Genomic DNA, 22,554 nt, shown 5'->3' on the forward strand with positions numbered 1-22,554 from the left:
GCACGGTCGCTCCGTGCGCACACCCGCACATGCTGTCCACGAAGTCGTGACCGCTGAGCTGACGATTTCCCTCAGAGGAAAGAGTGGCCGATGGCGGCCATGGTCGCCGGGCCTGGGCCGGGACCGGACCTGCGCCCGACTCGGGAACGATTCCGCGTCGTGGCCGGTCTACCAAGAGAGTGGCGTGTCCATAAGGAAAGGTCGTTCGGTCTTGTGAGAGACCATCGGCGCGCACCCACAGGACGTGGGGTGGGCCGCCGGTTCGCGATCAATGACGATCAACGGGGAATCGTGCTGCGAATCCATTTCACACCTGATGATCTGCTGCGCATCCGCATCACCGCCGCCGCGGACCCACTATGGGAGACGATGCTCGCCCTGCAGAAGCTGCGCACCTCGACGGGGGGCTTAGATCTCACCGCCTGGCGGCGCCAGGTCCGCGCCCAGATCCAACGAGACGAGCGGCTCCTGCATGCCGTGCGTCTGCTGGCCCCGCTGATGCCACCGACCGGCTACGTACCGGATTTCCTTACCCCGCCCGAGTCGGGCCTGGGCCTGGAGCCGGGGATCGATGCCGTGGCGGCAACGCCCCGCCGCCGGCTCAGGAACGAGCTGGCCAGGCTGGCGGAATCCGGCCCGGTGCCACCGGATTTCGCCGCGCTGGCTGCCGGCGACACCGAGAAACTGCGTGATCTGACCGATGCGCTTCGCATCTTTCACACCGTCGCGCTCAGTCCGCACTGGGATCGCGTTCAGGCACACGTCCGTGCCGACCAGGCGACACGTGCCCACGCGTTATCGAGCCACGGCGCTGAGCGGCTGCTCGACGGCTTCGAGACCATGCGCTGGCGACCACCCGTCCTGGAGGCCAACTATCCGGTGGACCGCGACCTTCGTTTGAACGGGCGAGGTCTGTTGCTGGCGCCGTCGATGTTCTGCTGGCGCGTGCCGATCTCTCTTGCCGATCCGGCGCTGCCACCGATACTCGTTTACCCGGTGGGCGGCCCGGCCGGGTGGCTGACTGCCCGCATCCCCGGCGCCCTCAGTGACCAGAACCTGGGAGCCCTGCTCGGCCACACCCGCGCCGCCATCCTGGAGATTCTCGCCAAACGGCAGTACGTCACCGGTGAGATCGCCCGCCTGACCGCCACCTCGCCGGCGACCGCCAGCAAGCACACCACCGTGCTCCGCGACGCGGGGCTCATCATCAGCATCCGCAGCGGTCGTCACGTCGTCCACCAGCTCACCCCGCTGGGAACCGCCCTCCTCAACGGAGGGCTTCCCGCCCGAACGCCCATCCCGATGCGCTGATTCATGCGTGAGCTCCAACCTGCCAGGCGTCCTCGCCTGCAGGCCCGTGTGCTGAAGGTAGTGGCGTGATGTCATCGGATGCCGGACGGCCTCAGGCCGTTGCCGCCGACCACGCCTGGGTCGACGCCGGTGCGCGGAGTGACACCGCGCGAGTTCATGGACGGGATCGGTGCCCGCATCATGTTCGATGCGCCCGACCTGGGGATCTTGTATTTCCGACCGCGTCACACCCACGATCGGGAGCAAATCGGGAACGCACTGCTCCACGGGTCCTGGCCGCGCGGCGCACCCTTGTCGGGCGGCTGCTGCAGCTGCGGATCGCGGAGTGGGAGCGGATCCCGCCAGGCGATCTGATGTCCCGGGTCACCTCGGACATCACGCTGCTGCGGGCGGTCAGCACACAGGCGGTGGTCTCCGCGGTCGCCTTCGTGGCGGCGATCGTGATGATGGCGGTCCTGGACGTCGTCCTGCTGGGTGCGACGCTCGGCGTGATCGCGCTGATCGGGGTGAGGTGTGCGGGCGGCGCTGCGCAAGAAAGGCGAGCGGTTGCTTGCGGAACTACCTACGCTGAAACCATGAACCCGGCGTGGGTTGCGGTCATCGGGACGGCCGTGGGGTCGCTTGGCGCTACGGCAGCTGCCTTTGTCGCAGCCTGGTCTGGGCGCCAGCAAGCCTCCATCCAGGCAGCGGGCCAACAGGACCAATGGCGACGCCAACTGAGGCGCGACACCTACGGCGCCCTGCTTAACGCGGGCGCGGAGGCGCGGGACGAACTTGGATCCTTGTTCGCCGAGTTGCGAAGGCGGTGGGCAGAAGAGGACCGCGAGTGGGCAGCGACTCGCCTCAATGAGACCAAGCCGCTCATCAACGCCGTGCGTCTCGCCGCCACCTCGGTCGCCCTCGAAGGGCCGCAATCCATGCTCGAACCAGCAAAACGTGTGGAGGAGGGACTGGTTCTCCTCCACACCGCGATGCTTGCCATCGCCACCAGACCGGTCGGTGCCACCGACGACAGCGTTGAATATCTGGCGATCTGCGGACGGGAGCGAGTTGGCATTCGAACCGCTCTGCTTGATTTCGCGTCCGCCGCGAGAAGCGTCCTGGACGGTGACTCCGACCAGCGACCGGACCACAACGCCGCCGCTGTGCAGGACTCCGCCGAAGAACTCGCGTGGTTCCTCGAAGGCGTCGATGAAATAGGCGGCGCGCCTGAAATCGAACCGCATGCGGACCGGACCCTCGGGGAGCTCGGATTCGAGTCCCTGAGCATCATTCAACTCGCCCGCTACCTCCGCCACCGGCACGGCCTCGTGATGGAGCCGTCCTGGCTCTACCGACGGTACGACCGGACGCTGCGACAACTCGCGGACGACGTTGCGGTGCTGCGGGCGAACGGCAGCGGAATGGGCCCGGCGGACCCGCTGACCTGAACCAGGCCTCAGCGAAGGCGGATATATCGGCCCAGTGACGCCGGCCCGGCATCAAGGCATCCCGCGGTCAGTCCACCGCCTCGAGATTCGTGCTGAGCTTGGGGAAACCGAGGCTCGAACCGCAGGAACTCCCCCCAGCCCGCGCTGGTCGTGGAGGTGGTGGCGACCGGCCGCCTCGCGTCGGCCCATCCAAGAGATCAAGGGGCTCCTTGCGCGGGGCAGCCGGCTGGAAGGCCGGTATAGCACCGCGCTGCGGCCGGTTGCACGAGCCCTGGCTCCACCTGGCCACCGGCCCACACATCACCGAACTCCCAGCGCGGTTCAAGCCTTCACCATCTCGCAGACGGGGATCGTGGTCGTCGTGGTCTTTCCGCTCGATCCCGACCGTGACGGGTCCGGACAGATCGTCACCAGTGGCAAAGCGGCCTTCTCCGCGCTCAGGGTGGGCGACTGCTTCACCGGCTCCGCCGCCATCGATCCGGGGCCGAGGGTCCTGAAGGAAGCATGAAGGATCAGCCAGCCGAGGCTTCGCGTACGCACCCTGCGATGGGCCTCGATGAAATCTGGGCTATGGAAGACGAGGAGGAAGGGAACAGAACCTCCGCCGTTGTAGGCAGGAAATTTGGGCTACTGTCGGCCCCGATTACCGCACAGGGTCAGCGATATCCATGGCACGGATGATCGCAGCGGACTACTGCGGCTCGGGCAGGAACACCTCCGCCACGCGGCATGAGCGTTTAAGTACCCGCCAGCAGGCGTCAAAGGTCGTCGGTAATGGTTTCCACCCACAATGAGCCGGCCTCGCTGTCGCCGAGCGTGGGGTCAAGCACCGTCATGCGGGCGAGGAAGTCCGCGCAAGATCGTTCAAGTTCGGCGGCGTGCTGTTCGTGTTCTTCGAGAGGCGCCGTGGGGGGCGGCCCGGGGTGTGCGCGGATCACTTCGACCGCTGCCCGCCAACGCCAAGCTACCTCCACGAAGGCAGCCACCGAACTGTTGAAGTAGCAGACAGCCGGGTGGTAAAGACCCGGGTGATACGGACGGAGTTGCTCGTGAATGTCGGCTGTGGTCACCGGTCGTTCGCGTATGCCCATGACCTGCCCGGTGCCGGCGACCGCTCCAACTCGGATCGCAGTGCTGGGATCGAAGTAGGCGCCATAGACGCCGAGCAGATACAGCCTTTGGTCCGCGGAAGGAAGCCGGCGTTCCAGGTCACCGGCAATGTTGGGTGCAAGCGTGGGCTGAGGCTCGGCTTGGGGCGTCGGGCGCAGCAAAGGCCCCTCCGGTAGCCCCCAGGTCTGCAGAGCCAAGCGATCCGACTCGGGCAAGAGCCACTGATCGGTGACCGAACCGGCCCGGACTTGGACCGGCGGCTGGATCAGGGAGGAAAGCGACGCTTCACTGACGGCCAGCATCTGGTCGTGCAGACTTCCCACTACACCTCCAACGAGTGGGAGGATCGTAGCGGCCAGCTGGGCATGCCGCGGGCGGCTTTCGGCCATGGCGTGGCTGAGACACCGCGCCACAAGGAATCTCCTGATCTCGCGGTAGCAGAACACATTCCATCGACGCGTCCGGATGGGACTCAAGATCGCATCGAGCGCCCCGGCCGTCGGGAGCCGACAGGGTCAGAGATCCGAGGCGGTCCCTGTCGACGGGGCCTGGCCTGTGCCATCTCGACGAACCGCTGGTGGGGCGCGATCGGGACATGTGAAGTTCCCGCACCGTGCAAGAGACGATGTTAGGGCTGAAGCAGCACCCGGGATAGATCATTCGGTCGTGGACCGGAGGTAGTCCATGAGGGCCTTGCCTCGCGGGGAGAGGCGGTAGCCGGTCTCTAGGGCTTCGGTGAGGCCGAGGGCTTTGAGGCGGCGGACGTCGGCCTTGAAAGGAAGTTTGTCGCGGCCCAGTTGTTCGGCCAGGTCCAGAGCGCGCAGGCCGGGGTGTTCCTCGATAAGGCGCAAGACCTCGCGGGTCCAGGGGGCGCGGCGGCTGCGCATGTCGACGGTGTCCAGGGCGGTTTTGAGATCGGCCAATTCCTGGTCGGTCAGGTCGGCGTTCCCGGCCAACTCCGAGCGAGGATCGGGTCCGCCCAGATGGAGCATGACGCGGTGGTAACCGCCCTCCTTGGTGCTCTTGGACAGAGCGGTGAGCAGCGCCGCGCGGCTTGTGAAGCCCGAACGCAGAGCGTCCTCCTCGGTGATCTCCTCGGGAGTGACGGCCGTGACCGAGTCGATGACAACAATCCCCGCCCAGGTGCGCTGGGTACTCCCCGCGCGGACCCGGGGCTGGGCCCACACCCGGAACACCCGGTCGATCCGCCCGCCCGCGATCCCCTCAAGGACCTCCCGCCTGAACAGCATCATTCCCTCCCCGGGGGATACACCTCTCCTGCAACTTCATGCAGAACACCCAATAGATCATGCTAAGCGAGTTGCACGAGACCGCCCGAAGCAGCAACGACAACCCCGACGGCTACCTCGACCGGTCGTCGACCAGACTCGGCAACGAACCCTGCGACCGGGCACAGCACTGCGAAGGAATACCCACCAAACACCGATACCTCGCCGCAGCCGACCGGTCACGGAACCACCGGTCGCCACTCCGTCGTACAAGACGCCTGCCATGGCCTCGACGCTGCGACCTTCACTCCGTACGTGTTCACCGACATCAATGGTCGGCTACATCGCGGATGGGTCAGCCACTGCGGGTTGTCGGACTCCGAAGGCCACGAGTGCGATGGATCGGCCCCAGCCGCAAGGTAGGAGCCCGCAGGTTACCGGCCGAAGATTCGCTTCGATGACGGCGGTTGAGGGACGCGATCTTTGCTCTGTCCTGTGGGGTGCGGAAACTCGGTCCCGAGGCTCTGACCTGCGGTTCCTCCCGTACGGTTATGCGGCGTTCCGGTACTCGCTGATCATGCCGTCAACGGCTCGCCGACGTTTGAGTTGGACGTGACGCAGGTCGGCGGGGGCCGACCGCAGCGACGGTTGGGGTGGCCGCCGATCTCGTGCCCGGTGCGGGCGGTGGGTGTTGTGATGGCCCTCGTAGGCGGTGAGCACCCGGCGTAGATGACGTTCGTTGTAGATCAGGAGCCGGTCGGTGCATTCGCGTCGGAACCGCACCTGTTCGCCCCGCTCGCCCAGATTCCGGGCCTGCTGAGCAACCCACGCACCCGTCGGATTCGTCGTGACCCCTGCAACGTGCACAACCCGAGTAGCGTGCGCGATGAAGAACACGTAGACCCGCTTGAACAACACCGTGGCGACGTGGAACAGATCACAGGCGATGATCCCTTCGGCCTGCGCCTTCAGGAACTGCGCCCAGGTGGGGCTGTTTCGTCGTAGAGCGGGATCGAGGCCAACGCGTTTGAGGATGTCGCGCACGGTGCTGGGCGGCACTCGCACACCGACCCCGGCGAGTTCACTGCTGATAGCCCCAACTCGGGTTCTCACGAGCCAACCGCAGTACCGCATCCCGGATGTCCTTCCGGGTCAAGGGACAACCGGGACGTGTGCGCGGGTAGGCAGGCGACGGCTCAGCAACGTCGCCGGCGTCACCAAGAGGCTCTTCCATGATGACCGGGGCAGCAACCGCGACAGCGCAGCCAGCAGGTGCTCCGACCACGAAACCGCAGGTCAGGCCCTGAACCGCCCTATCGGGTGCCGTCGATGAGGCGGATGGCCAGGTTGGGGCTGAACTGGCCGGCGGGGATCCCGGCACCGATCCCGCAGTCGCCGTCGGAGTCGCCGGGGACCTTCACCCACAGTTCCAGCTCGGCGTCGGTTCCCTCGCGTGGTGGAGTGCCGAGTTTGCGTCCGGCCGGGTTGCACCATTCGCCGTTGGAGCCGTTGCCGTTGCGGCTGGTGTCGACGACGAAGGTCTTGCCGCTGGGGAGCCCGGCGTTGACGGCCTTGGCGTAGATGACCGACTCCGCGGTGGTGTAGTAGTTCGACACGTTGACCGAGAAGCCGCGTGCGTTCGCGATCCCGGCGGCCTGCAGGCGCTGGGCCATGGTGCCCGCGGGAATCCATTTGGCGTTGGCGGCGTCCAGGTAGACCCAGGCGTTCGGGGCCTTCTCCTTGAGTTGCTGCACACCGTATTTCAGCAGGTCGAGTCGGGTCTGCTGCTCGGTGTCGTTCGGTAGGCAGTCGAGTTGGGCGACCGCGTCGGGTTCCACCACGACGATCGCCTGACGGCTGCCGATGGCAGTGGCGAACTGCCCGATCCAGGTGCGGTAGGCCTCCGGGCTGCCCGCGCCGCCGCCGGAGTGGCTGCCGCAGTCACGGCCGGGGACGTTGTAGGCCACCAGCATCGGCATGGCGCCGGTCTGCTGCGCCCTGCCGACGTAGCTGGACACCGCTGCGGTGACGTCGCTGTCCCAGTTGCCGAACCATTTGGCGATCGGCTGGTCGGCGATGGCCGTCTTGATACGTGCGGCCCGCGAGTCACCGGGGTTGGCGGCGACCCAGCGAGCGGGATTGGACGTCGGGTCGACATACAGGTTGGCCGCATCGATCGCCTTGGCCGCGGGTGCGGCGTAGGAGACGGCGCCGACCTTGGTGGCGGCCTGCGGTAGCTGCCCGGTGAAGTAGGCACCGGTCAGCGCGGCCGTCGACGCGGTGAGCACGGCGACGGCGGTGATGTTCCTTCTGCGGAGAGCGGGCAGCACGGGGGTTCCTTCGTTGTCCGGTGTCATGGCGGGGGGCTGATCCTTGCCAGGGGCGCGATGGCCGGCGTCCTTTTGTCCCTTCGGATGGCGGCCCCGGCATTGAGTCGCCGGACCGCGACCAAAAGGTTGCCGTCCCGGGCTCCTTTGGTCATATTTCAGCGGAGCATACGGAAGCGGGCGTGTTAAATGCACTTTCTCCAGGCGGTCTCCGCGACGGTATCCACGCACTTCAACCCGGGTCAAGAGCCCTTTCACGCTTCCATTCCCGCCCAATCGGGGGACGCGTGCTGGTTGCGCGGTGCCGCCGTTGCGAGCCGCTGTTGTGCGGTGTTACTCCGGGGCGCGGACTGCCTGACCACCGGCGGACCTGCACCCAAGCCGAAGCGGGGGCAGGCCCAAAGCGATCAGTGCTGCGGGTCCACCGGCAGGTCCGCGTGATCGCCCGGTGAGCCGCGTGTTGCGATCACGTCCGTGCAGTTTCCGGCAGCTGTGCCTCCAGTGGCGATGGACTATCCGGCGGACATCCTGACCGGGCCCCGACCATGGGGGGCTCGGTGACTGGGAGGTCGTGCGAGCCTGGCAAACTCGCCGGACGCCGCCTCGCCAAGTCGTCTCAGGTCCCGTTTGCGGAGGGATCCTGCCTTTGGTCGCCTCGCGTGGCTGTTGGTTGTGGACGTTCTGCCGGTATCCGAGCGACCACGACGATTCGCTCCAGCGCCGCCGCGTGCTGGTGGAAGGCATGCCTCCCTTCAAGAACTCCGGCTGCCAGGGCGCGGTGGACGCGGCGCGACGATCGCCGCCCTCCAAGCGTGTAGTACTAGACGCTCCGTCGACATCGAGGCCGTCGTCGCTGGTGCGCTGCGGCCGACGCAGGGACCGGCCGCCGGAGTGCAGGTGAACCGGCGGATCGCTGCCCCGCGGGAGATCAGTTCTTTCGCCCGACCGCACCCACGAAGGTGTAGTAGGTGATGCCCGGCTCGGCGTGGTCGTCGGGCCCGGGGCGCCATTCCGGTAGTGGTACCAGGCCCGGCTCGACCAGTTCCAGGTCGCCGAAGAAAGCAAGGATCTCGGCGCGGGTCCGCCAGCGGCCGGTGCCCAGCGTCTCGTTGAAGATCTTCTCGGCGGCGGTGGCCTGCGCGGCGACCTCCGGCCGTTCGGCACCGGGATTGTGGAAGTGCGAGATGACCACGTGGCTTCCTGCCGGGAGTGCCTGGATGAGTCGGGCCGCGATGCCGCTGGGCTCTTCGTCGTCGCGAAGGTGGTGCAGGATCGCGAACAGCAGCAGCCCGACGGGTTGCTCAAAGTCGATGAGCTCCCCGACCACCGGGTGGGCGAGGATCTCCTCCGGATTGCGCAGATCCGCCTGGATGACGGTGGTGGAATCGTCGGCGGCCAGCAGTGCCCGCCCGTGCACCAACACGATCGGGTCGTTGTCGACGTAGACGACCTTGGCCCCGGGAGCGGAGGCCTGGGCGATCTCGTGGACGTTCCCCGCAGTAGGCAAGCCGGAGCCGATGTCGATGAACTGCCGGATACCGGCCTCCTCTACCAGGTAGCGCACCACCCGTCCGAGGAACTCCCGGTTGGCCTTGCCGGCCTCCGGAGCATCCGGAGCCACCGTCAGAACCATCTCCGCAACCTGCCGGTCGACCGCGAAGTTGTCCTTGCCTCCGAGGAAGAAGTCGTAGACCCGGGCCACACTGGGCGTGGTGATGTCGATACCACTCGGCGCCCACTCTTCCTCGGCCATACAAATCCCCTTTGAACGACCAAAACCAAAGGCACATCAATGGCCCAATCGTATATGACGCACTCTTTCCAACCCCTCAGAATCGCAGAGCCGTGGACCTCGAGCGCGAGCGGGGGCCGTAGGCCATGGTCACCTCGTCTAGTTCCAGCGCTGTGCGGACTTCCGGATCAATGCCGGCGGTGCTCACGCTCAGCCCTTCAGTGCAATGGAATGATTCCAACCTGATCATGGCGCTGCCAGCCGGTTACGGCCTGTGTTGGGGGGTGGTCGAGCAGGGGGTTCCTAGAGCGTCGAGCCTGGTCAACGTCCGTGATCGTAGCGTCCGCGACCAACCGCGGCCCGGCGCCGCCGTCGGCGGGCCGTATCGCTTCGCCGTCGTCCGGTCGCGTGAGTGCCACGCCGGCCGGCGCGGCGAGCGCCGTTCGCGGTGTGGCAGGGCCGTCTCCAGACGGCGCACCGACGGGCGGGCGCGGGCGGTCCGTGGTGCTCCTGCTGGACGTCGATGAGCGCACCGGCCGGTTCGGGGTGGCCAGAGCATTCGTTGCGGAAAGCATGCCCCCGGCACCAGACCGATGGGCGCCGTGAGGCGGGTGAGCCGCAAGACCCGATCGCGACGGCAACCTTTCACGTGCCCGCAGAGACAGTAGAGGGACAAGCGCCAGTTCACACGATCCAGGGTGGAAATGAAGATCACAAAGCAACACAGATTCACGTTGAGGCTGGCCGCACTGGCGGCCTCGGTCGTCGTGGTCGTTCTGGCCTCCCTGGTCATGACGGTCCCCGCGACCCGGACCACTGCCGCAGCGCCCCTGTCCGCGGCGGGTGCTCGGGCCGCGGCCGACAGGGCGCCGCTGGCGGGACGGATCAAACCCGGCGTCGCCTATCGCGGAGTCGCCACCTTCTACGACGCCGGAGACGGCAACGGCGCCTGCCTGTTCGGCCCGAGCAAGACCGTCATGATCGCGGCAATGAACCACACCGACTACGAGAGGGCCAAGGCCTGCGGAGCCTACATCCGCGTCCGCGCAGCCAACGGCCGCTCCATCACCGTCCGCATCACCAACGAATGCCCCCTCCCCTGCGCGCCGGGCCAGCTCGACCTCAGCCCGCAGGCCTTCGCCAAACTCGCCGCTCCCAGGCTCGGCCGCATCCCCATCACCTGGAAGCTCCTCAGCCCGAAGACCTCAGCCAAGATCGCCGTCCGCTACAAGACCGGATCCACCCGATGGTGGTGCGGCATCCAGGTGATCGACCACCGCAATCCGGTCGCCCTCCTCCAAGTCCGCGTCGCCGGTCGCTGGAGAAAGCTGTCCCGCACCGACTACAACTACTTCCTCTCGGCTAAGGGCGCCGGATGCGGCGGACCGATCCGCATCACCGACATCTACGGCCAACGACTCACCGTCCGCGGCATCAAGCTCAAGGCCAACCTCGTCCAGCGGACCAAGGCCCAGTTCGCCCGGCACTGAACCCGAGCCCGGTCCCTGCCCGGCACTGAACCGAGCCCGGTCCCTGCCAAGGGACCGGGCGGCCGAGGATCTGCCGGTTGGTGGAAGCGGAGGGCACTGTCACCACCACCCTTGCTTCGGCCGGGCGCGGTGTCGCCCGACCACTGCTCGAAGGAGAGCAGTGCTGGGAAAGCTCTCGGCGAGGCAGGCACTGGCAGCAGCGGGACCACTTGCGCCCACACCAGATCGTTCATCCCCACAACGCCTCTGCCTGCGTCTTCCTATAAGGCTCTCACTTGGATGGACGTGATTTTCGGCAAGCGCAGGGTCGGGCACCGCTGCCACGCCGCGCCCGGCAGGCTGGATCCGATCGCCTCCACCAGCCCACGGTGCCCATCGGAGATGACCAGCTGAACGCCGGTCAGGCCACGGGCGACCAGGCCGCGCAGGAACGCGAACCAGCCGGCCGCGCAGCCAGGCGGACGTCGGCGACATGGCCAGGCGCCCGACCACCGGCAGCACGCAACTGCCTCCGTCTCGCACCACAAAGAGATGAACAGTTCCTGAGAGCCACCACTCCCGTCACTGGACGGCGTAGGGCTCCGGGGCGGTTTCCTCTTCTCCTCGGTCCTTTTTCTTCGGTTTCTTGGTATGGCCTGGGGGTGTCTTTTTCTGGCCTGGAGGCAGTTGCTCTGCGGACTCGGTCGGCGTAGGGCTGGCGGTTGGCGTGCCCGGGACGCCCGGTGACGCGCTGGGGGCGACCCGCGGAGATCGCCCGTCCGGTGGCCCGGTCCTGTTGGCGCTGGGCGTGGTGGAGGAAGGTGCCCCGGCGGTCTCGGCAGTGGACCAGCCGGAGGCCGGGGACGATGGGGCCGTGCCGCCGGACGGACCGTTGACGATCAGCCGATCCGAACTGGGCGGCTCCTTGGTGCCGGAGCCGAGTTCGGTGGCGCCGACGACGGCGATGAGCAGGACGGCCGCCACCGTGGAGCCAATGGCGGCGAGCGCGGGGCGGAAGCGCGGCAGACGGCGCGGCTCACCGCCCGGAACACCGTCCGGCTCGGGCGGCGGGTCCCACAGTTCGGCGATCGCCGCGGCGGCCGCCATGCCGTCGTCACCGGCGGCGGCCCGCGCGGCCAGCAGCGTGTTCAGCAGGTCGACGGCGCGCGGCCGCACGGCGGGCTCCTTGGCCAGGGCGGCCGACACCAGCCCGCCCAGCGGCTCGGGCAGGCCGTTCGGCTCCGGCGGCATGCTCATGATCCGCTCGGTGAGCACGGCGGCGTCGCGGCCGCCGAACGGGTGCCGTCCGGTCGCCGCGTACGCGACCAGGCAGCCCCAGCCGAAGACGTCGCTGGCAGGGGTGGCCGGGCCGCCCGCCAGCCGCTCCGGCGCGATCCAGCCGGGACTGCCCATCACCATGCCGGTCTTGGTCGGGCCGCCGACCACGTCCATTTCGGAGGCGAGACCGAAGTCGATGACGCGGGGGCCCATCCGGGCCAGCAGGACGTTGGCGGGTTTGAGATCGCGGTGCACCAGCCCGGCCTGGTGGATGGCGACCAGGGCGGCGGCGACGCCGATGGCCATCGCCTCGACGCTGCGCTGCGGCATGGGCCCGCCCCGCTGGACGACCTCCAACAGCGGCGGGCCCGCGACGTACTCGGTGACGAGGTAGGGACGGTCGCGGTCGCTGGCGTCCTCGATCACGCGTGCGGTGCAGAACGAGGCGATCCGCTGCGCGTACAGCCCCTCCGCGCGGAACCGCCGCCGCGCGTCGGTGTCGTCTTCCTGCCCGGGGGTGAGGGTCTTGACGGCGACGAGCCGCCCGCCGGAGCCCCGGCCGAGGTACACGACGCCCATTCCGCCCGCGCCCAGGCGGCCGAGCAGGCGATAGCGCCCGATCTTCCGGGGATCCTTGGGGCCCAGCGGCCGTACCCCTGCGGGCACGCCGCGGTCTCGTTCGCTCACGCACGCCCTCCTTCGACTGGTCGGCTCACCCTTCCATACGGCCCGTTCCGTACGGCGCGATCATCAGTCTTAACCACAACTGAAGATAAGTCAGTAAGTGGCCTTGGTTTGCCACGGCGTCATTTCCAGGGAGACGCACGATTTAGCGACTGCGGGACGCATGGATTGTGTTTTTGGGTGGCTCCTCATCTTTTTCGCCACGGATCGTCTGGAGGGAGTCGCGGTTCGCCGCGTTGTCGCCGCCCCGGCCGGGTCGAGTTGCGTTCAGCGTATTTCGGCGGGCAGGAGCAGCACGGTAGTCGCGGGGGCGCAGCCCGTAACGGTTCTTGAACGTCCGGGTGAAATGCGAAGCATCCTTGAAGCCGACAGTGAACGCGATGTTCGCCACGCTCCGCCCGGCCTGGCGCGGATCGGCGAGCAGCCCCGCAGCCCGGTCGAGACGCTGCTCCAGAATCCAGCGGAACGGTGAGGTGTTCTCGTCCCGGAACAGCATGTGCAGGTAGCGGACCGACACCCCGAGGGCATTGGCCACCATGGCGGGCGACAGGTCCGGGTCGGCGATGTTGTCGATGATGTAACGGCGGGCGCGGACAAGATGTGCCGCTCGCGGCAGGTCGAGCCCGGTGTCGAGCCGTTCGGCCAGCGCGGCGGCGACCAGGTCCAGCAAGATGCCGCCGAGCCGCGACAGCACGTCCGGCGACAGGCCGGGCACCTGGACGGTCAGCGAGCGGAAGAACGTCGACAGCAGCGCGCCCGCGCCGTGATCGCCGCGTACCGGCGTCGCCGTCGCGTTCCGGGGCAGGGGGCAGCGCGCCTCGAACAGCGTCCGGGGCACCTTCAGCACGAGCAGCTCGAACGGGTCGAGACCGGCGATCCGGCAGGGGCGGGCGGGGCGGGCGCTGTCGTAGACGGCGAGGTCGCCCGGCCGCAGCAGCGCCTCACGCCCGTCCTGGGCCACGGTGATGCGGCCTCGGACGGCCAGGTTCACCAGGTAGTCGTCCTCGAAACTCCGGCGGACCAGCAGCGGCGGCCGGTCCACCGCATGCGCCTCGGAGACGACCTTCGCGACCCACATGCCGTCCAGCGCCTCGGCCGACACCTCGCCCTGGAAGCCCACGACGCGCCGCTCCGGCGTCTCCAGGTCGAACGGCACGAAGGTGGCGCAGACGACCTCGCGCCAGTACTCCAGCTGCTCGCGTTCATCGATCGTCGCGGTGGAGAAGGTAAGGGTCATGGTGGCCACCTCGCTGCGGATCCGTGACCGGGTGCGCTCAGGGTCGATTACCGGTGCAGCGGCAGTCAACCCCTGGCCACGGGCCCGGCCGTAGCGTCGAAGAGGCCTGAAACGGAAGAGGTGAGCGGATATGACCACCGCCGAAGAGCTCATGGCACAGACCGTGGCCAACGAGGCGCGGATCGACCGGATGCGCGACAAGTACGCCCTCGAGGAGGGCTACATCAGCGATGACAGCACCCCGTGGGTGCCGTTCGTCCCCAACGTGTTCATCAAGCATCTGACCTTCGACGTGCGCAGCAGCAGCGCCGCCAACGTGCTGTGGGTGCAGGCCGGCGGCATGCTCGGACGGCACCGCCACCGCGGCCCCGTCTCCGGCTACGTCCTGGAGGGCAGCTGGCGCTACCTGGAGTACGACTGGGTGGGACGCGCGGGCGACTTCGTCCGCGAGAGCCCCGGACGCACCCACACCCTCTACTCCGAGAACGGCATGAAGACGTTCTTCTGGCTCAACGGGCCGCTGGAGTTCCTGGACGACGAGGATCGCGTCACCGAGGTGGTCGACGTGTTCTGGTTCATCGACCACTACGAGTCCCACTGCGAGAAGCACGGCATCAAGATCAACGAAAGGCTCTACCTGTGACGGCGACCCTGGCCGCCCGCCGCATGGACCTCGTCCGGCGGCACGTCGAGGTGGAGAACGCCCAGGACATCGACGGGCTGCTGGCGACGGGCCGCGCTCTCACCTCAATTCCACGGTTCACATCGCTAGGAACCAGCAGACCTCGCGGGCCTCGCCTCGGCGTCTCCGTCCGGGCCGTAGAGCCGGGCGACATCGGGAGAGTCGAGCCACTTGGAATAGGTGGGCGATTTCGGCCAGCCGTCGGGTGAGTCCTGCCATTCCTCCTGGCGGCCCCACGGCAGGACGTCGATCAACGCGAAGGTGTAGCTGAGCTGTTCGGTACCGCGGCCGTTGGTGTGCCAGGTGCGGTAGACCGTGTCGCCGTTGCGGAGGAACACGTTCACCGCGAACCCCCCGCCGGGGGGCGCGCCCACGTCGGCGCCGAACGGGCTTTCCGACGACGAGTACCAGTCCATTGCGTTGCCGACTTTGGCTTTGTAGGCCAGCGCTTCTTCGATGGGCCCGTTGGTGACGATGACGAAGCGGGCGTCGTAGTTGTCGAGGAGGCCTAGCCGGACGTACTGCGACGTCAGTCCTGTACAGCCGCCGCACTGCCACTCCGCGCCATCGGACCACATGTGGTTGTAGACGATGAGCTGGGAGCGCCCGTCGAATACGTCGACCAGTCGGATCGGGCCGTCCGGACCGATCAGCGTGTAGTCCGGGAGCTCGACCATCGGCAGTCTGCGGCGCTGCGCAGCGATGGCGTCGAGTTCACGGGTGGCGGCCTTCTCCCGCAAACGCAGATCGTCGAGCGCGGCCTGCCAGGTCTGCCGGTCGACGACCGGGGGTAGGGCGTTGGTGGTCTGCTCGGTCACGGTTCCTCCCAGGCTCGGATGGATCTGCTTTGAATGTGTAGACCAGAGACAGCCGCGGAAATCATCGCGCTCGGGTCCAGCCGGTTGAACGCTGACAAGGGGCACGATCGTCATCTGGCAAGACCTGCTTGATCACTCCGGGTTGACGCATACCGTTATGGGAATATGATGATGGTCATGGCACGAGCAGCGACGACGTCGGACGTCTTCAACGCGATCGCCGAGCCGCAGCGGCGGGAGATCCTGGTGCTGCTGCGGGCGGGTGAGCGGCCGGTGACCGAGGTGGCCCGGGAGCTGGGGATGACCCAGCCGGGGGCGTCCAAACATCTGCGGGTGCTCCGGGAGGTCGGGCTGGTGCGTGACCGCAAGGCGGGCAAGCAGCGCCTGTACGGCCTTGACGCCCGCGGGCTGCGGCCGGTCCACGAGTGGACTGGCGGGTTCGAGCGGTTCTGGAACGAGAGCTTCGACCGGCTGGACGCGTACGTGCAGGACCTGAAGCAGGCAAGGCAGGAGGAGTAGCTGATGAGCGCGACGGGACCGCAGTCCGCGACGGCCGACCGCGAGATCGTGATCTCCCGGGTCATCGACGCCCCACGGGAGCTGGTGTTCGAGGCGTTCACCGAGGTCCGGCACCTGTCGCGGTGGTGGGGACCGGAGGGGTTCACCACCACCACGCAGTCGTTCGAGTTCCGCGTCGGCGGCGAGTGGGACTTCGTGATGCACGGACCGGACGGGACGGACTACACCGAGTGGATCTCCTGGACCGAGATCGCCCCGCCGGAGCGGATCGCGCTGCTGCACGGTGAGTCGCGCGGCGACCCGAACGCCTTCGAGTCGGTCCTGACGTTCGAGCCCGACGGCGCGGCGACCCGGATCGAGATGCGCACGGTGTTCCCCACCAAGGAGCTGCGCGACGAGGCGGTCGAGAAGTACCACGCGATCGAGGGCGGCCGGCAGACCTTGGGCAACCTGGCCGCCTATGTCACCGAGATCGTTTCGAAGGGAGTTGAGGACTGATGGCCGGAAAAGTGTTCTTCAGCGTGTCGATGTCGCTGGACGGCTTCATCGCGCCCGAGTCCAGCGAGGACTTGATGGGGCGGCAGTGGATGGAGCTGCAGCGGTGGATCTTCCCGCAGCGGTTCTTCCGGGAGAACCTGAAGCTCGGCGGGGGCGGCGAGGAAGGGCGCGACAACGACATCGTGCGGGAGACGTTCGAGCGCACCGGCGCGAGCGTGATGGGCAAGCGCATGTTCGACGCCGGCGAGCAGATGTGGCCGGAGGAGGCGCCGTTCCACACGCCGGTCTTCGTGGTGACGCACGAGAAGCGTGACCCCTGGGAGCGGCCGGGTGGGACCACCTTCCACTTCGTCAACGACGGCATCGAGACCGCGCTCGACCAGGCCCGCGAGGCCGCCGGCGACCGAGATGTCCGCATCGCGGGCGGCGGCGCGACGATCCTGGAGTACGTGAACGCCAGCCTGGTCGACGAGTTCTCGGTCGCGCTCTCACCCGTGCTGTTCGGCACCGGAATCCGCCTGTTCGAGGGCGTGGACGCGGGCCGCGTGGCCCTGGAGCAGGTCCGCGCGGAGCCGACGCAGCGGGTGACGCACCTGACCTACGCCGTCCGGGAGCGGTAGGCACACGGCGGACGGCGGACGGCGGACGAACACCCGACGCGGTTGGCGCGCAGACGGTTCTGCTGCCGGGATGACCAGCCCACCTGCTGGACGGACGGGAGGATTGCTGTCAGGCGGCTGGTCGATGGCCCCAACCCCACTGGTCTCTGGCTGGCCGTCGTCGTGTCCGCCGCCCTTTTCACCGTCGGATGGCAGGTATTCCGCCGCCGTGACCTGCGGTGACACACTCCCCCGGCCATGTCGGCCGTGACGCAGCCGCACAGCACCCGGTCCTGAATCGGCGCAGGGCTCTTCGCCCGCCAGCCACAGAATCACGCACGGGCGCTTGCGCCGAGGGCGGCCGCTTGCGGCACCGTGTCCTACGACACCGATCACCAATCCGGCGGCGCCTTCCTTTACAGGTAGCGCAGCCACAGGTAGGGGGCGGTCAAGGCGATGGTGATGACGGTGACGATCAGGCCGTACTTGGTGAAGGTCCAGAAGCTGATGGGGTGGCCGTTGCGGGCCGCGATGCCCAGGACCACGACGTTGGCGCTGGCTCCGATGGCGGTGGCGTTGCCGCCCAGGTCGGCGCCGAAGGCCAGCGCCCACCACAGCACCTGCCCGTCAGGGCCAGCCTGGGTGGCCAGATCACCCACGATGGGGCTCATGGTGGCCACATACGGGATGTTGTCGACGATGGCCGACAATCCCGCCGAGGCCCACAGCAGCAACATGGTCGCAAACCCCAGCCGGCCTTCGGTGGCCTCGGCGGCGGCCTGGGAGATGTCGCCGATGACGCCGGTCTTGACCAGGCCGCCCACCATGACGAACAGGCCGGCGAAGAACACCAGGGTGGGCCACTCGACCTCTTCCAGCGCCTGCTCGGTGGTGACCTTGGTGGCGGCGACCAGCAGCCCCGCGCCCAGCAGCGCCACGATGGCGGGTTCGTAGTGCAGCACCGGGTGCAACACGAACGCGGCCACCACCAGGCCCAGCACGGCCATCGCCTGGATCAGCAGCCGCCGGTTGGTGATGGCCTCCTTCTCCTCCAGTTCCATCACCTCGGCGACCCGGTCGGCGTCGTAGGTGAACGCGGCTCTGAACAGCCACCGGCACAGCAGGCAGAACACGATCATCAGCACCACGACCATCGGGGCCATGTGCACCAAGAAGTCGTTGAAGGACAGGTCGGCGCGGCTGGCGATGATGATGTTGGGCGGGTCGCCGACCAGGGTCGCCGCGCCGCCGATGTTGGAGGCCATCACCTCGGCGATCAGGTACGGCACGACCTTGAGACCAAGCCGCTCGCACACCAAGAAGGTCACCGGGGCGATCAGCAGCACGGTGGTGACGTTGTCCAGCAACGCCGAGGCCACCGCGGTGATCACCACCAGCAGCACCATCAGCCGGTACGGCTTGCCACGTGAACGTTTGGCCGCCCAGATCGCCGTGAACTCGAACACCCCGGTCTGCCGCAGCACCGACACGATCACCATCATGCCCAGCAGCAGGAAGATGACGTTCCAGTCGACCCCGGTCTCCTCGGAGAAGAACGCGGCCTCGGCATCGGTGACATGCAGCAGCAGCATCAGCGCCGCACCGCCGAGAGCCACCGCGGTCCGGTGGATCTTCTCCGACGCGATCAGCACGTATGCGGTGGCGAAGATGGCGATCGCGGCGACAGCATCCACCCGGTGGGCCTCCAAGCAGCGGAAACGACGAATAACGCTGCCGACCAGGCTTCCCGGCTCACCTTAACGACACTCTAACGGTGACCGCCGCGCCACTCGCAACTCCGGCGGGGTAGCGTCGGGCTGTGCTCGCTCATGAACTGGCCAAGGAGTTCCCCATCGTCGGTCTGGACAGCGACGCCGCCGACGCCACCCGGCTGCTGGTGGAGCGGCGGCTACCCGGTCTGATCGTGGTGGACGCCGACCAGCACCCGGTCGCGGTCCTGCCCGGATCGCAGATCCTGCGATTCGTCGTCCCCCGCTACGTCCAGGACGACCCCAACCTCGCGCACGTCTACGGCGAACGCCACGCCGACCAGCTGTGCGCCAAACTCGCCGGACGCCAGGTCAAAGACCTGCTGCCCGACGATCCCCGCCAGCTGCCGGTGGTCGACGCCGACGCCACCGCCATCGAGATCGCCGCGCTGATGGCCGGCGCCCACAGCCCGCTGGTCGCCGTCGTGGAATCCAAAGGCGGCAAGAACAAGAACCCACCGATGATCGGCGCGATCACCGTGGCCGACCTGCTGGACAAGCTCCTGCCCCCTTCCTGACCACGGCACGCGCAGTCGCCCTGACCGCGCGGCGGCCTATGCCCGGGAGCATATTCGCGGCCACAACGGGCCTTCGGGGCATACGCGAATGCACTTTAAAAGCCTTTCGCAAACGCCTCGGCCGCCCAATCCGACGCCTCCCGCACCGAGCCCCCGTTTCAGCTCCAAGGCTCGTACCGCAACATGAACAAGCTCGCCGAACTCCGTGACCGCCTGACCCACGCCCAGGCCGAACGCTGGACCGAGGTGAAGGCCGCCTACCTGCGAGCCCAGGCCCTGGGCGGCGACGCCGACGACCCGGTCGGCCGCGCCATCGGCTTGCTCGCCGCCCGGATGGCCGCCATCGAGACCGCCATCGACCGCGCCTCCAGTTCGTCCGCGTCCGGGAACGGACCAGCGGGCCGCCACGCCCTCGCTCCCGTGACGGCCGACGACCACGTCGTGCAGGCGACCCGCCCCTTGAGTTGAAAGGAGCTTCGTCGGCAGCGTCACCGCCCAGGCGATGGCACGAACTCCTGGCGGCGAACGCTTGGTGCAGCAGCCGTCGCGGTGCGGCGGTACACCCCCGGCGCGACGCCGTACTCGCGCTTGAACGCCTTGGCGAAGGCGAACTCGGAGGTGTAGCCGACCTGTTCGGCCACGTTCCGGAGCGGGGCGTCGGATTCGCGGAGCTTGCGGCCGGCGCTGGTCATTCGCCACCAGGTCAGGTACGCCATGGGCGGTGCGCCCACGAGCGCGGTGAATCTCTGGGCGAACACCGACCGGGACAGGCCGCTTCGTGCCGCCAGCTCTTGCACGGTCCACGGGCGGGCCGGGCTGGCATGGATGTCGCGCAGCGCCTGGCCGATCGCCTGGTCGGCGAGGGCCCGCGCCCATCCTGGAGAGGTGGCGCGCTCGTCTGCCCAGGTGCGCAAGATGTAGAGCAACATGGCGTCGACCAGTGAGGGAACGATGCCGTCCCGGCCGGGTCGATCCTGGTCGAGCTCGGTTGCGAGCAGGCCGACGAGATGACCGAGCTCTGCGCCCCTTGCGGGCAGGTGCAGGATTTCGGGCAGTTCTTTCATCAGCGGATGCGGCCGCGTTCGATCGAGCTCGTACGCGCCGCAGAGCAGGAGCGAGTGGGCTCCAGATCCGTCGACGCGGACCCGGCCGATCGGAGAATCGGGGTCTTGGCGTTCGGGCAGGAAATCGGCCAGCGGCGTTTGCGGGAGGTCGGCAAGGGCGTGCGTGCGCCCTTCACGTAGGAAGACCACGTCGCCTGGGCTCAGTGCGAGGGGCGCGGACCCATCGGCCAGTAGCCAGCAGGTGCCGTGCAGAACGACGTGAAAGGTCGTGCCGGTGAACGCCGGAAAGCGCAGACCCCACGGAGCCCGTACGTCGGTGCGGGCCGCACGAGTCCTGCCCGTTCGCATCGCGGCGAGCGCGTCGGAGAGAACGTCCACAACTTCCGGAGTTTAAGACATGAATCCCGGACTTTCAGGCATTCACCGTCCGAATCTGCGGACGTAGCCTCCTCTCCAGCTGACCGATCTGAAGGAGGAGCGCAATGACCGTTCTGGTGCTCGGAGCGACAGGCAAGACCGGCCGGCCCATGGTGGAGGCCCTGGTGACCCGCGGCATTCACGTTCGCGCGGCAAGCCGCAACCCCGGACCGGCGACGGCCGGCGTCGAGCCAGTGCGCTTCGACTGGGCCGACCGCTCCACCTGGGCTCCGGCGCTGCAGGGCATTGACGGCTTGTACGTAGTCGGCCCGTATGCCGAGCCCGACGAGCCCGGCCTTGTCGGCGACCTGCTGGCCGCCGCTCAGGCACGCAAGGTCGTGCTGCTGTCGGTGCTGGGTGTCGACCGGCTGCCGGACGCGATTCCGATGGCCGCCTGGGAGGCCGACGTGCGTGCCTCAGGCAAGGAGTGGAGCATCCTGCGGCCGAACTGGTTCCAGCAGAACTTCGGCGAGGCCTTCGCGGCGTCTCTACGCGAGAACGGCGAGCTCGCGCTCCCGGCCGCCGACGCCTTGGTGGGCTTCGTCGACACCCGTGATGTCGCGGAAGTGGCCGCCGCCGCACTCACCGAGGAGGGACACGCGGGAGAGGTCCACGCCATCACCGGCCCCGAGGCTCTGACCCACCGGCAGGTCACGCAGATCCTGGGCGAAGCCGCCGGCCGGGAACTGGGCTACACGGCCCTCACCAGCCACCAGTTCGCCGGCGACCTGCGGAAGGCCGGTCGGGACGAACGCTCGATCACCTGGCAACTGGGTCTGTTCCAGTTGATCCGCGACGGTGGTTACGCCGTGGTGACCGATACGGTCGAACAGATCACCGGCCGCCCGGCACGGTCCCTGAAGTCCTACGCCCGCGAGAACGCCACCACGTGGAAGTAACCAAGCCCAGCATCGCGCACGCCGAACTCACCTTCGGCTCCGACGCGATCGTGTCGATCGGCGCGAGTGCGGATGCGGGCGTGGGCCCGGTTGACCACGGTCGGCGAGAGGCGCCGACCGTGCACGCGAGTACGTCTGGTCTCAGGCGTGCTTCCACTTGATGATCGCGCCCTCGCCGGTGAACTCCGGCGCCAGCGCCTTGATGTACCAGGCCCGCAGCTCAGCCGGACGGGTCGTGCCGAGCAGCATGCTGCCGGGCTTCGACCACAAGAAATTATGAAAAACAGCGGTGGGCACTGCTGGTCGTCCGGGAGCTGCTCTTGGTGCCCCAACGGTTCTCCGAGCTGCGGCATGCTCTGCCTAATGCCAGCTCGAACCTGCTGGCCGATCGACTTCGAGAACTCGAACATCACGGGGGTGATCCGTCGCCGCAAACTGGCGTCAGCGACAGGCCCGCAGATAGGCGAACTGACTGAGTGGGGCCGGAAGCTAGAACCGATCGTCCTGGCTCTGAGCCGACGAGCGGCCGTACTACTCGGGTAAGCCCAAGTGCCACGGGATGAACGTCCAAAGCGAGGCGGACGGGCTTGTGGCTACGGGTATTGCGCCGCGAGGACATCCTCGCCGTTCTCCTGCGCCCAGCGGGTGAGCATGTTGATCGGGTCGATGAGAGTCCGGCCCAGGTCGGTCAACTCGTACTCGACACGCGGTGGCACCTCGGCGTAGGCCTGGCGGTCGACCAGCCCGTATTGCTGCAGGCGTCGCAGCGTCTGGGTCAGCATCTTCTTGGAGATCCCGCCGATCAGCTCGACCAGTTCACCGTGCCGGCGTGATCCCCGGCTGAGCGCGTACAGCACGACGACCGACCACTTGTCGGCAATCACCTCGACCGCCAGGCGCGCCGGGCAGTCGGCCAGGAAGACATCACCAGGACCACTGAACTCACCCATGGCGCCCAGGGTAC

General features: G+C 67.8%; 23 protein-coding genes and 2 pseudogenes. 12 read left to right on the forward strand and 13 right to left on the reverse strand.

What is annotated here, in order from left to right:
- Positions 1-291 precede the first annotated feature (291 nt).
- The 3 genes from ACH34W_RS08955 to ACH34W_RS08965 all read left to right on the forward strand — a co-directional run bounded on the left by ACH34W_RS08955 (position 292) and on the right by ACH34W_RS08965 (position 3,249).
- Complete coding sequence (locus tag ACH34W_RS08955; RefSeq protein WP_395960277.1) at positions 292-1,311, forward strand: ArsR/SmtB family transcription factor; 1,020 nt, start codon at positions 292-294, stop codon at positions 1,309-1,311.
- Between the two features lie 353 nt (positions 1,312-1,664).
- Positions 1,665-2,741, forward strand: a complete 1,077-nt coding sequence (locus ACH34W_RS08960) for a phosphopantetheine-binding protein (protein ID WP_395960278.1) — start codon at positions 1,665-1,667, stop codon at positions 2,739-2,741.
- A 352-nt stretch (positions 2,742-3,093) separates the two neighbouring features.
- Positions 3,094-3,249 carry a hypothetical protein gene (locus ACH34W_RS08965; RefSeq protein ID WP_395960279.1) on the forward strand — a complete coding sequence of 52 codons (156 nt, stop codon included), beginning with the start codon at positions 3,094-3,096 and terminating at the stop codon, positions 3,247-3,249.
- Positions 3,250-3,499: 250 nt separating this feature from the next.
- On the opposite strand, the gene ACH34W_RS08970 is transcribed toward ACH34W_RS08965, so the two are convergent.
- From ACH34W_RS08970 to ACH34W_RS08990, 5 genes are all read right to left on the reverse strand, one after another.
- Positions 3,500-4,174 (reverse strand): SUKH-4 family immunity protein, encoded by a 675-nt coding sequence (locus ACH34W_RS08970; RefSeq protein WP_395960280.1) that lies wholly within the window; start codon positions 4,172-4,174, stop codon positions 3,500-3,502.
- A gap of 333 nt (positions 4,175-4,507) precedes the next feature.
- The gene (locus tag ACH34W_RS08975) at positions 4,508-5,104 is read right to left on the reverse strand and encodes a hypothetical protein (RefSeq protein WP_395960281.1); all 597 of its coding nucleotides are present in this window, start codon (positions 5,102-5,104) and stop codon (positions 4,508-4,510) included.
- A 525-nt stretch (positions 5,105-5,629) separates the two neighbouring features.
- Complete coding sequence (locus ACH34W_RS08980; protein WP_395960282.1) at positions 5,630-6,139, reverse strand: hypothetical protein; 510 nt, start codon at positions 6,137-6,139, stop codon at positions 5,630-5,632.
- 254 nt (positions 6,140-6,393) lie between these two features.
- Positions 6,394-7,437: a glycoside hydrolase family 6 protein gene (locus ACH34W_RS08985; protein ID WP_395960283.1), complete on the reverse strand. Its 1,044-nt coding sequence runs from the start codon at positions 7,435-7,437 to the stop codon at positions 6,394-6,396.
- A gap of 898 nt (positions 7,438-8,335) precedes the next feature.
- Positions 8,336-9,160: an SAM-dependent methyltransferase gene (locus tag ACH34W_RS08990; protein ID WP_395960284.1), complete on the reverse strand. Its 825-nt coding sequence runs from the start codon at positions 9,158-9,160 to the stop codon at positions 8,336-8,338.
- Positions 9,161-9,843: 683 nt separating this feature from the next.
- On the opposite strand from ACH34W_RS08990, the gene ACH34W_RS08995 reads away from it, so the two are divergent.
- On the forward strand, positions 9,844-10,629 hold the full coding sequence (locus ACH34W_RS08995) for an expansin EXLX1 family cellulose-binding protein (RefSeq protein WP_395960285.1): 786 nt from the start codon (positions 9,844-9,846) through the stop codon (positions 10,627-10,629).
- A gap of 305 nt (positions 10,630-10,934) precedes the next feature.
- On the opposite strand, the pseudogene ACH34W_RS09000 reads toward ACH34W_RS08995, so the two are convergent.
- The 3 genes and pseudogenes from ACH34W_RS09000 to ACH34W_RS09010 all read right to left on the reverse strand — a co-directional run.
- Positions 10,935-11,069: pseudogene (locus ACH34W_RS09000) on the reverse strand (transposase); the annotation flags it as partial.
- Positions 11,070-11,190: 121 nt separating this feature from the next.
- Positions 11,191-12,573, reverse strand: coding sequence for a protein kinase (locus ACH34W_RS09005; protein ID WP_395960286.1), 1,383 nt, complete (start codon positions 12,571-12,573; stop codon positions 11,191-11,193).
- 142 nt (positions 12,574-12,715) lie between these two features.
- On the reverse strand, positions 12,716-13,807 hold the full coding sequence (locus ACH34W_RS09010) for a helix-turn-helix domain-containing protein (protein WP_395960287.1): 1,092 nt from the start codon (positions 13,805-13,807) through the stop codon (positions 12,716-12,718).
- A 130-nt stretch (positions 13,808-13,937) separates the two neighbouring features.
- Here ACH34W_RS09010 and ACH34W_RS09015 point away from each other — a divergent pair, with 130 nt between their 5' ends.
- Positions 13,938-14,450, forward strand: a complete 513-nt coding sequence (locus ACH34W_RS09015; RefSeq protein WP_395960288.1) for a 2,4'-dihydroxyacetophenone dioxygenase family protein — start codon at positions 13,938-13,940, stop codon at positions 14,448-14,450.
- A gap of 125 nt (positions 14,451-14,575) precedes the next feature.
- On the opposite strand, the gene ACH34W_RS09020 is transcribed toward ACH34W_RS09015, so the two are convergent.
- Positions 14,576-15,307, reverse strand: a complete 732-nt coding sequence (locus ACH34W_RS09020) for a DUF899 domain-containing protein (RefSeq protein ID WP_395960289.1) — start codon at positions 15,305-15,307, stop codon at positions 14,576-14,578.
- Positions 15,308-15,484: 177 nt separating this feature from the next.
- Here ACH34W_RS09020 and ACH34W_RS09025 point away from each other — a divergent pair, with 177 nt between their 5' ends.
- The 3 genes from ACH34W_RS09025 to ACH34W_RS09035 are packed head-to-tail and all read left to right on the forward strand — an operon-like array spanning position 15,485 to position 16,944.
- Positions 15,485-15,826: an ArsR/SmtB family transcription factor gene (locus ACH34W_RS09025; protein WP_395960290.1), complete on the forward strand. Its 342-nt coding sequence runs from the start codon at positions 15,485-15,487 to the stop codon at positions 15,824-15,826.
- A 3-nt stretch (positions 15,827-15,829) separates the two neighbouring features.
- Complete coding sequence (locus tag ACH34W_RS09030; RefSeq protein WP_395960291.1) at positions 15,830-16,324, forward strand: SRPBCC family protein; 495 nt, start codon at positions 15,830-15,832, stop codon at positions 16,322-16,324.
- Entirely contained in the window at positions 16,324-16,944 is a 621-nt protein-coding gene (locus ACH34W_RS09035; RefSeq protein WP_395960292.1) for a dihydrofolate reductase family protein, read from the forward strand. Before ACH34W_RS09030 ends, ACH34W_RS09035 begins: the two co-directional genes overlap by 1 nt.
- A gap of 395 nt (positions 16,945-17,339) precedes the next feature.
- On the opposite strand, the gene ACH34W_RS09040 is transcribed toward ACH34W_RS09035, so the two are convergent.
- Entirely contained in the window at positions 17,340-18,617 is a 1,278-nt protein-coding gene (locus ACH34W_RS09040) for an ArsB/NhaD family transporter (RefSeq protein ID WP_395960293.1), read from the reverse strand.
- 125 nt (positions 18,618-18,742) lie between these two features.
- On the opposite strand from ACH34W_RS09040, the gene ACH34W_RS09045 reads away from it, so the two are divergent.
- Both ACH34W_RS09045 and ACH34W_RS09050 read left to right on the forward strand, forming a co-directional pair.
- Positions 18,743-19,210 carry a CBS domain-containing protein gene (locus ACH34W_RS09045; protein WP_395960294.1) on the forward strand — a complete coding sequence of 156 codons (468 nt, stop codon included), beginning with the start codon at positions 18,743-18,745 and terminating at the stop codon, positions 19,208-19,210.
- Positions 19,211-19,324: 114 nt separating this feature from the next.
- A pseudogene (locus ACH34W_RS09050) lies at positions 19,325-19,579 on the forward strand (hypothetical protein); the annotation flags it as partial.
- A 119-nt stretch (positions 19,580-19,698) separates the two neighbouring features.
- Here the strand turns inward: ACH34W_RS09050 and ACH34W_RS09055 are convergent.
- Positions 19,699-20,652 carry an AraC family transcriptional regulator gene (locus tag ACH34W_RS09055; RefSeq protein WP_395960295.1) on the reverse strand — a complete coding sequence of 318 codons (954 nt, stop codon included), beginning with the start codon at positions 20,650-20,652 and terminating at the stop codon, positions 19,699-19,701.
- Between the two features lie 104 nt (positions 20,653-20,756).
- On the opposite strand from ACH34W_RS09055, the gene ACH34W_RS09060 reads away from it, so the two are divergent.
- Entirely contained in the window at positions 20,757-21,590 is an 834-nt protein-coding gene (locus tag ACH34W_RS09060) for an NAD(P)H-binding protein (protein ID WP_395960296.1), read from the forward strand.
- 141 nt (positions 21,591-21,731) lie between these two features.
- Here the strand turns inward: ACH34W_RS09060 and ACH34W_RS09065 are convergent, their stop codons facing one another.
- The gene (locus tag ACH34W_RS09065) at positions 21,732-21,860 is read right to left on the reverse strand and encodes a hypothetical protein (protein ID WP_395960297.1); all 129 of its coding nucleotides are present in this window, start codon (positions 21,858-21,860) and stop codon (positions 21,732-21,734) included.
- Between the two features lie 53 nt (positions 21,861-21,913).
- On the opposite strand from ACH34W_RS09065, the gene ACH34W_RS09070 reads away from it, so the two are divergent.
- On the forward strand, positions 21,914-22,066 hold the full coding sequence (locus ACH34W_RS09070) for a winged helix-turn-helix transcriptional regulator (protein ID WP_395960298.1): 153 nt from the start codon (positions 21,914-21,916) through the stop codon (positions 22,064-22,066).
- A gap of 117 nt (positions 22,067-22,183) precedes the next feature.
- Here the strand turns inward: ACH34W_RS09070 and ACH34W_RS09075 are convergent, their stop codons facing one another.
- On the reverse strand, positions 22,184-22,540 hold the full coding sequence (locus ACH34W_RS09075; RefSeq protein ID WP_395960299.1) for a winged helix-turn-helix transcriptional regulator: 357 nt from the start codon (positions 22,538-22,540) through the stop codon (positions 22,184-22,186).
- Positions 22,541-22,554 lie beyond the last annotated feature (14 nt).

It is taken from the genome of Actinomadura sp. 6N118, assembly GCF_044326415.1.
In the GTDB taxonomy this organism is placed as follows: domain Bacteria; phylum Actinomycetota; class Actinomycetes; order Streptosporangiales; family Streptosporangiaceae; genus Spirillospora.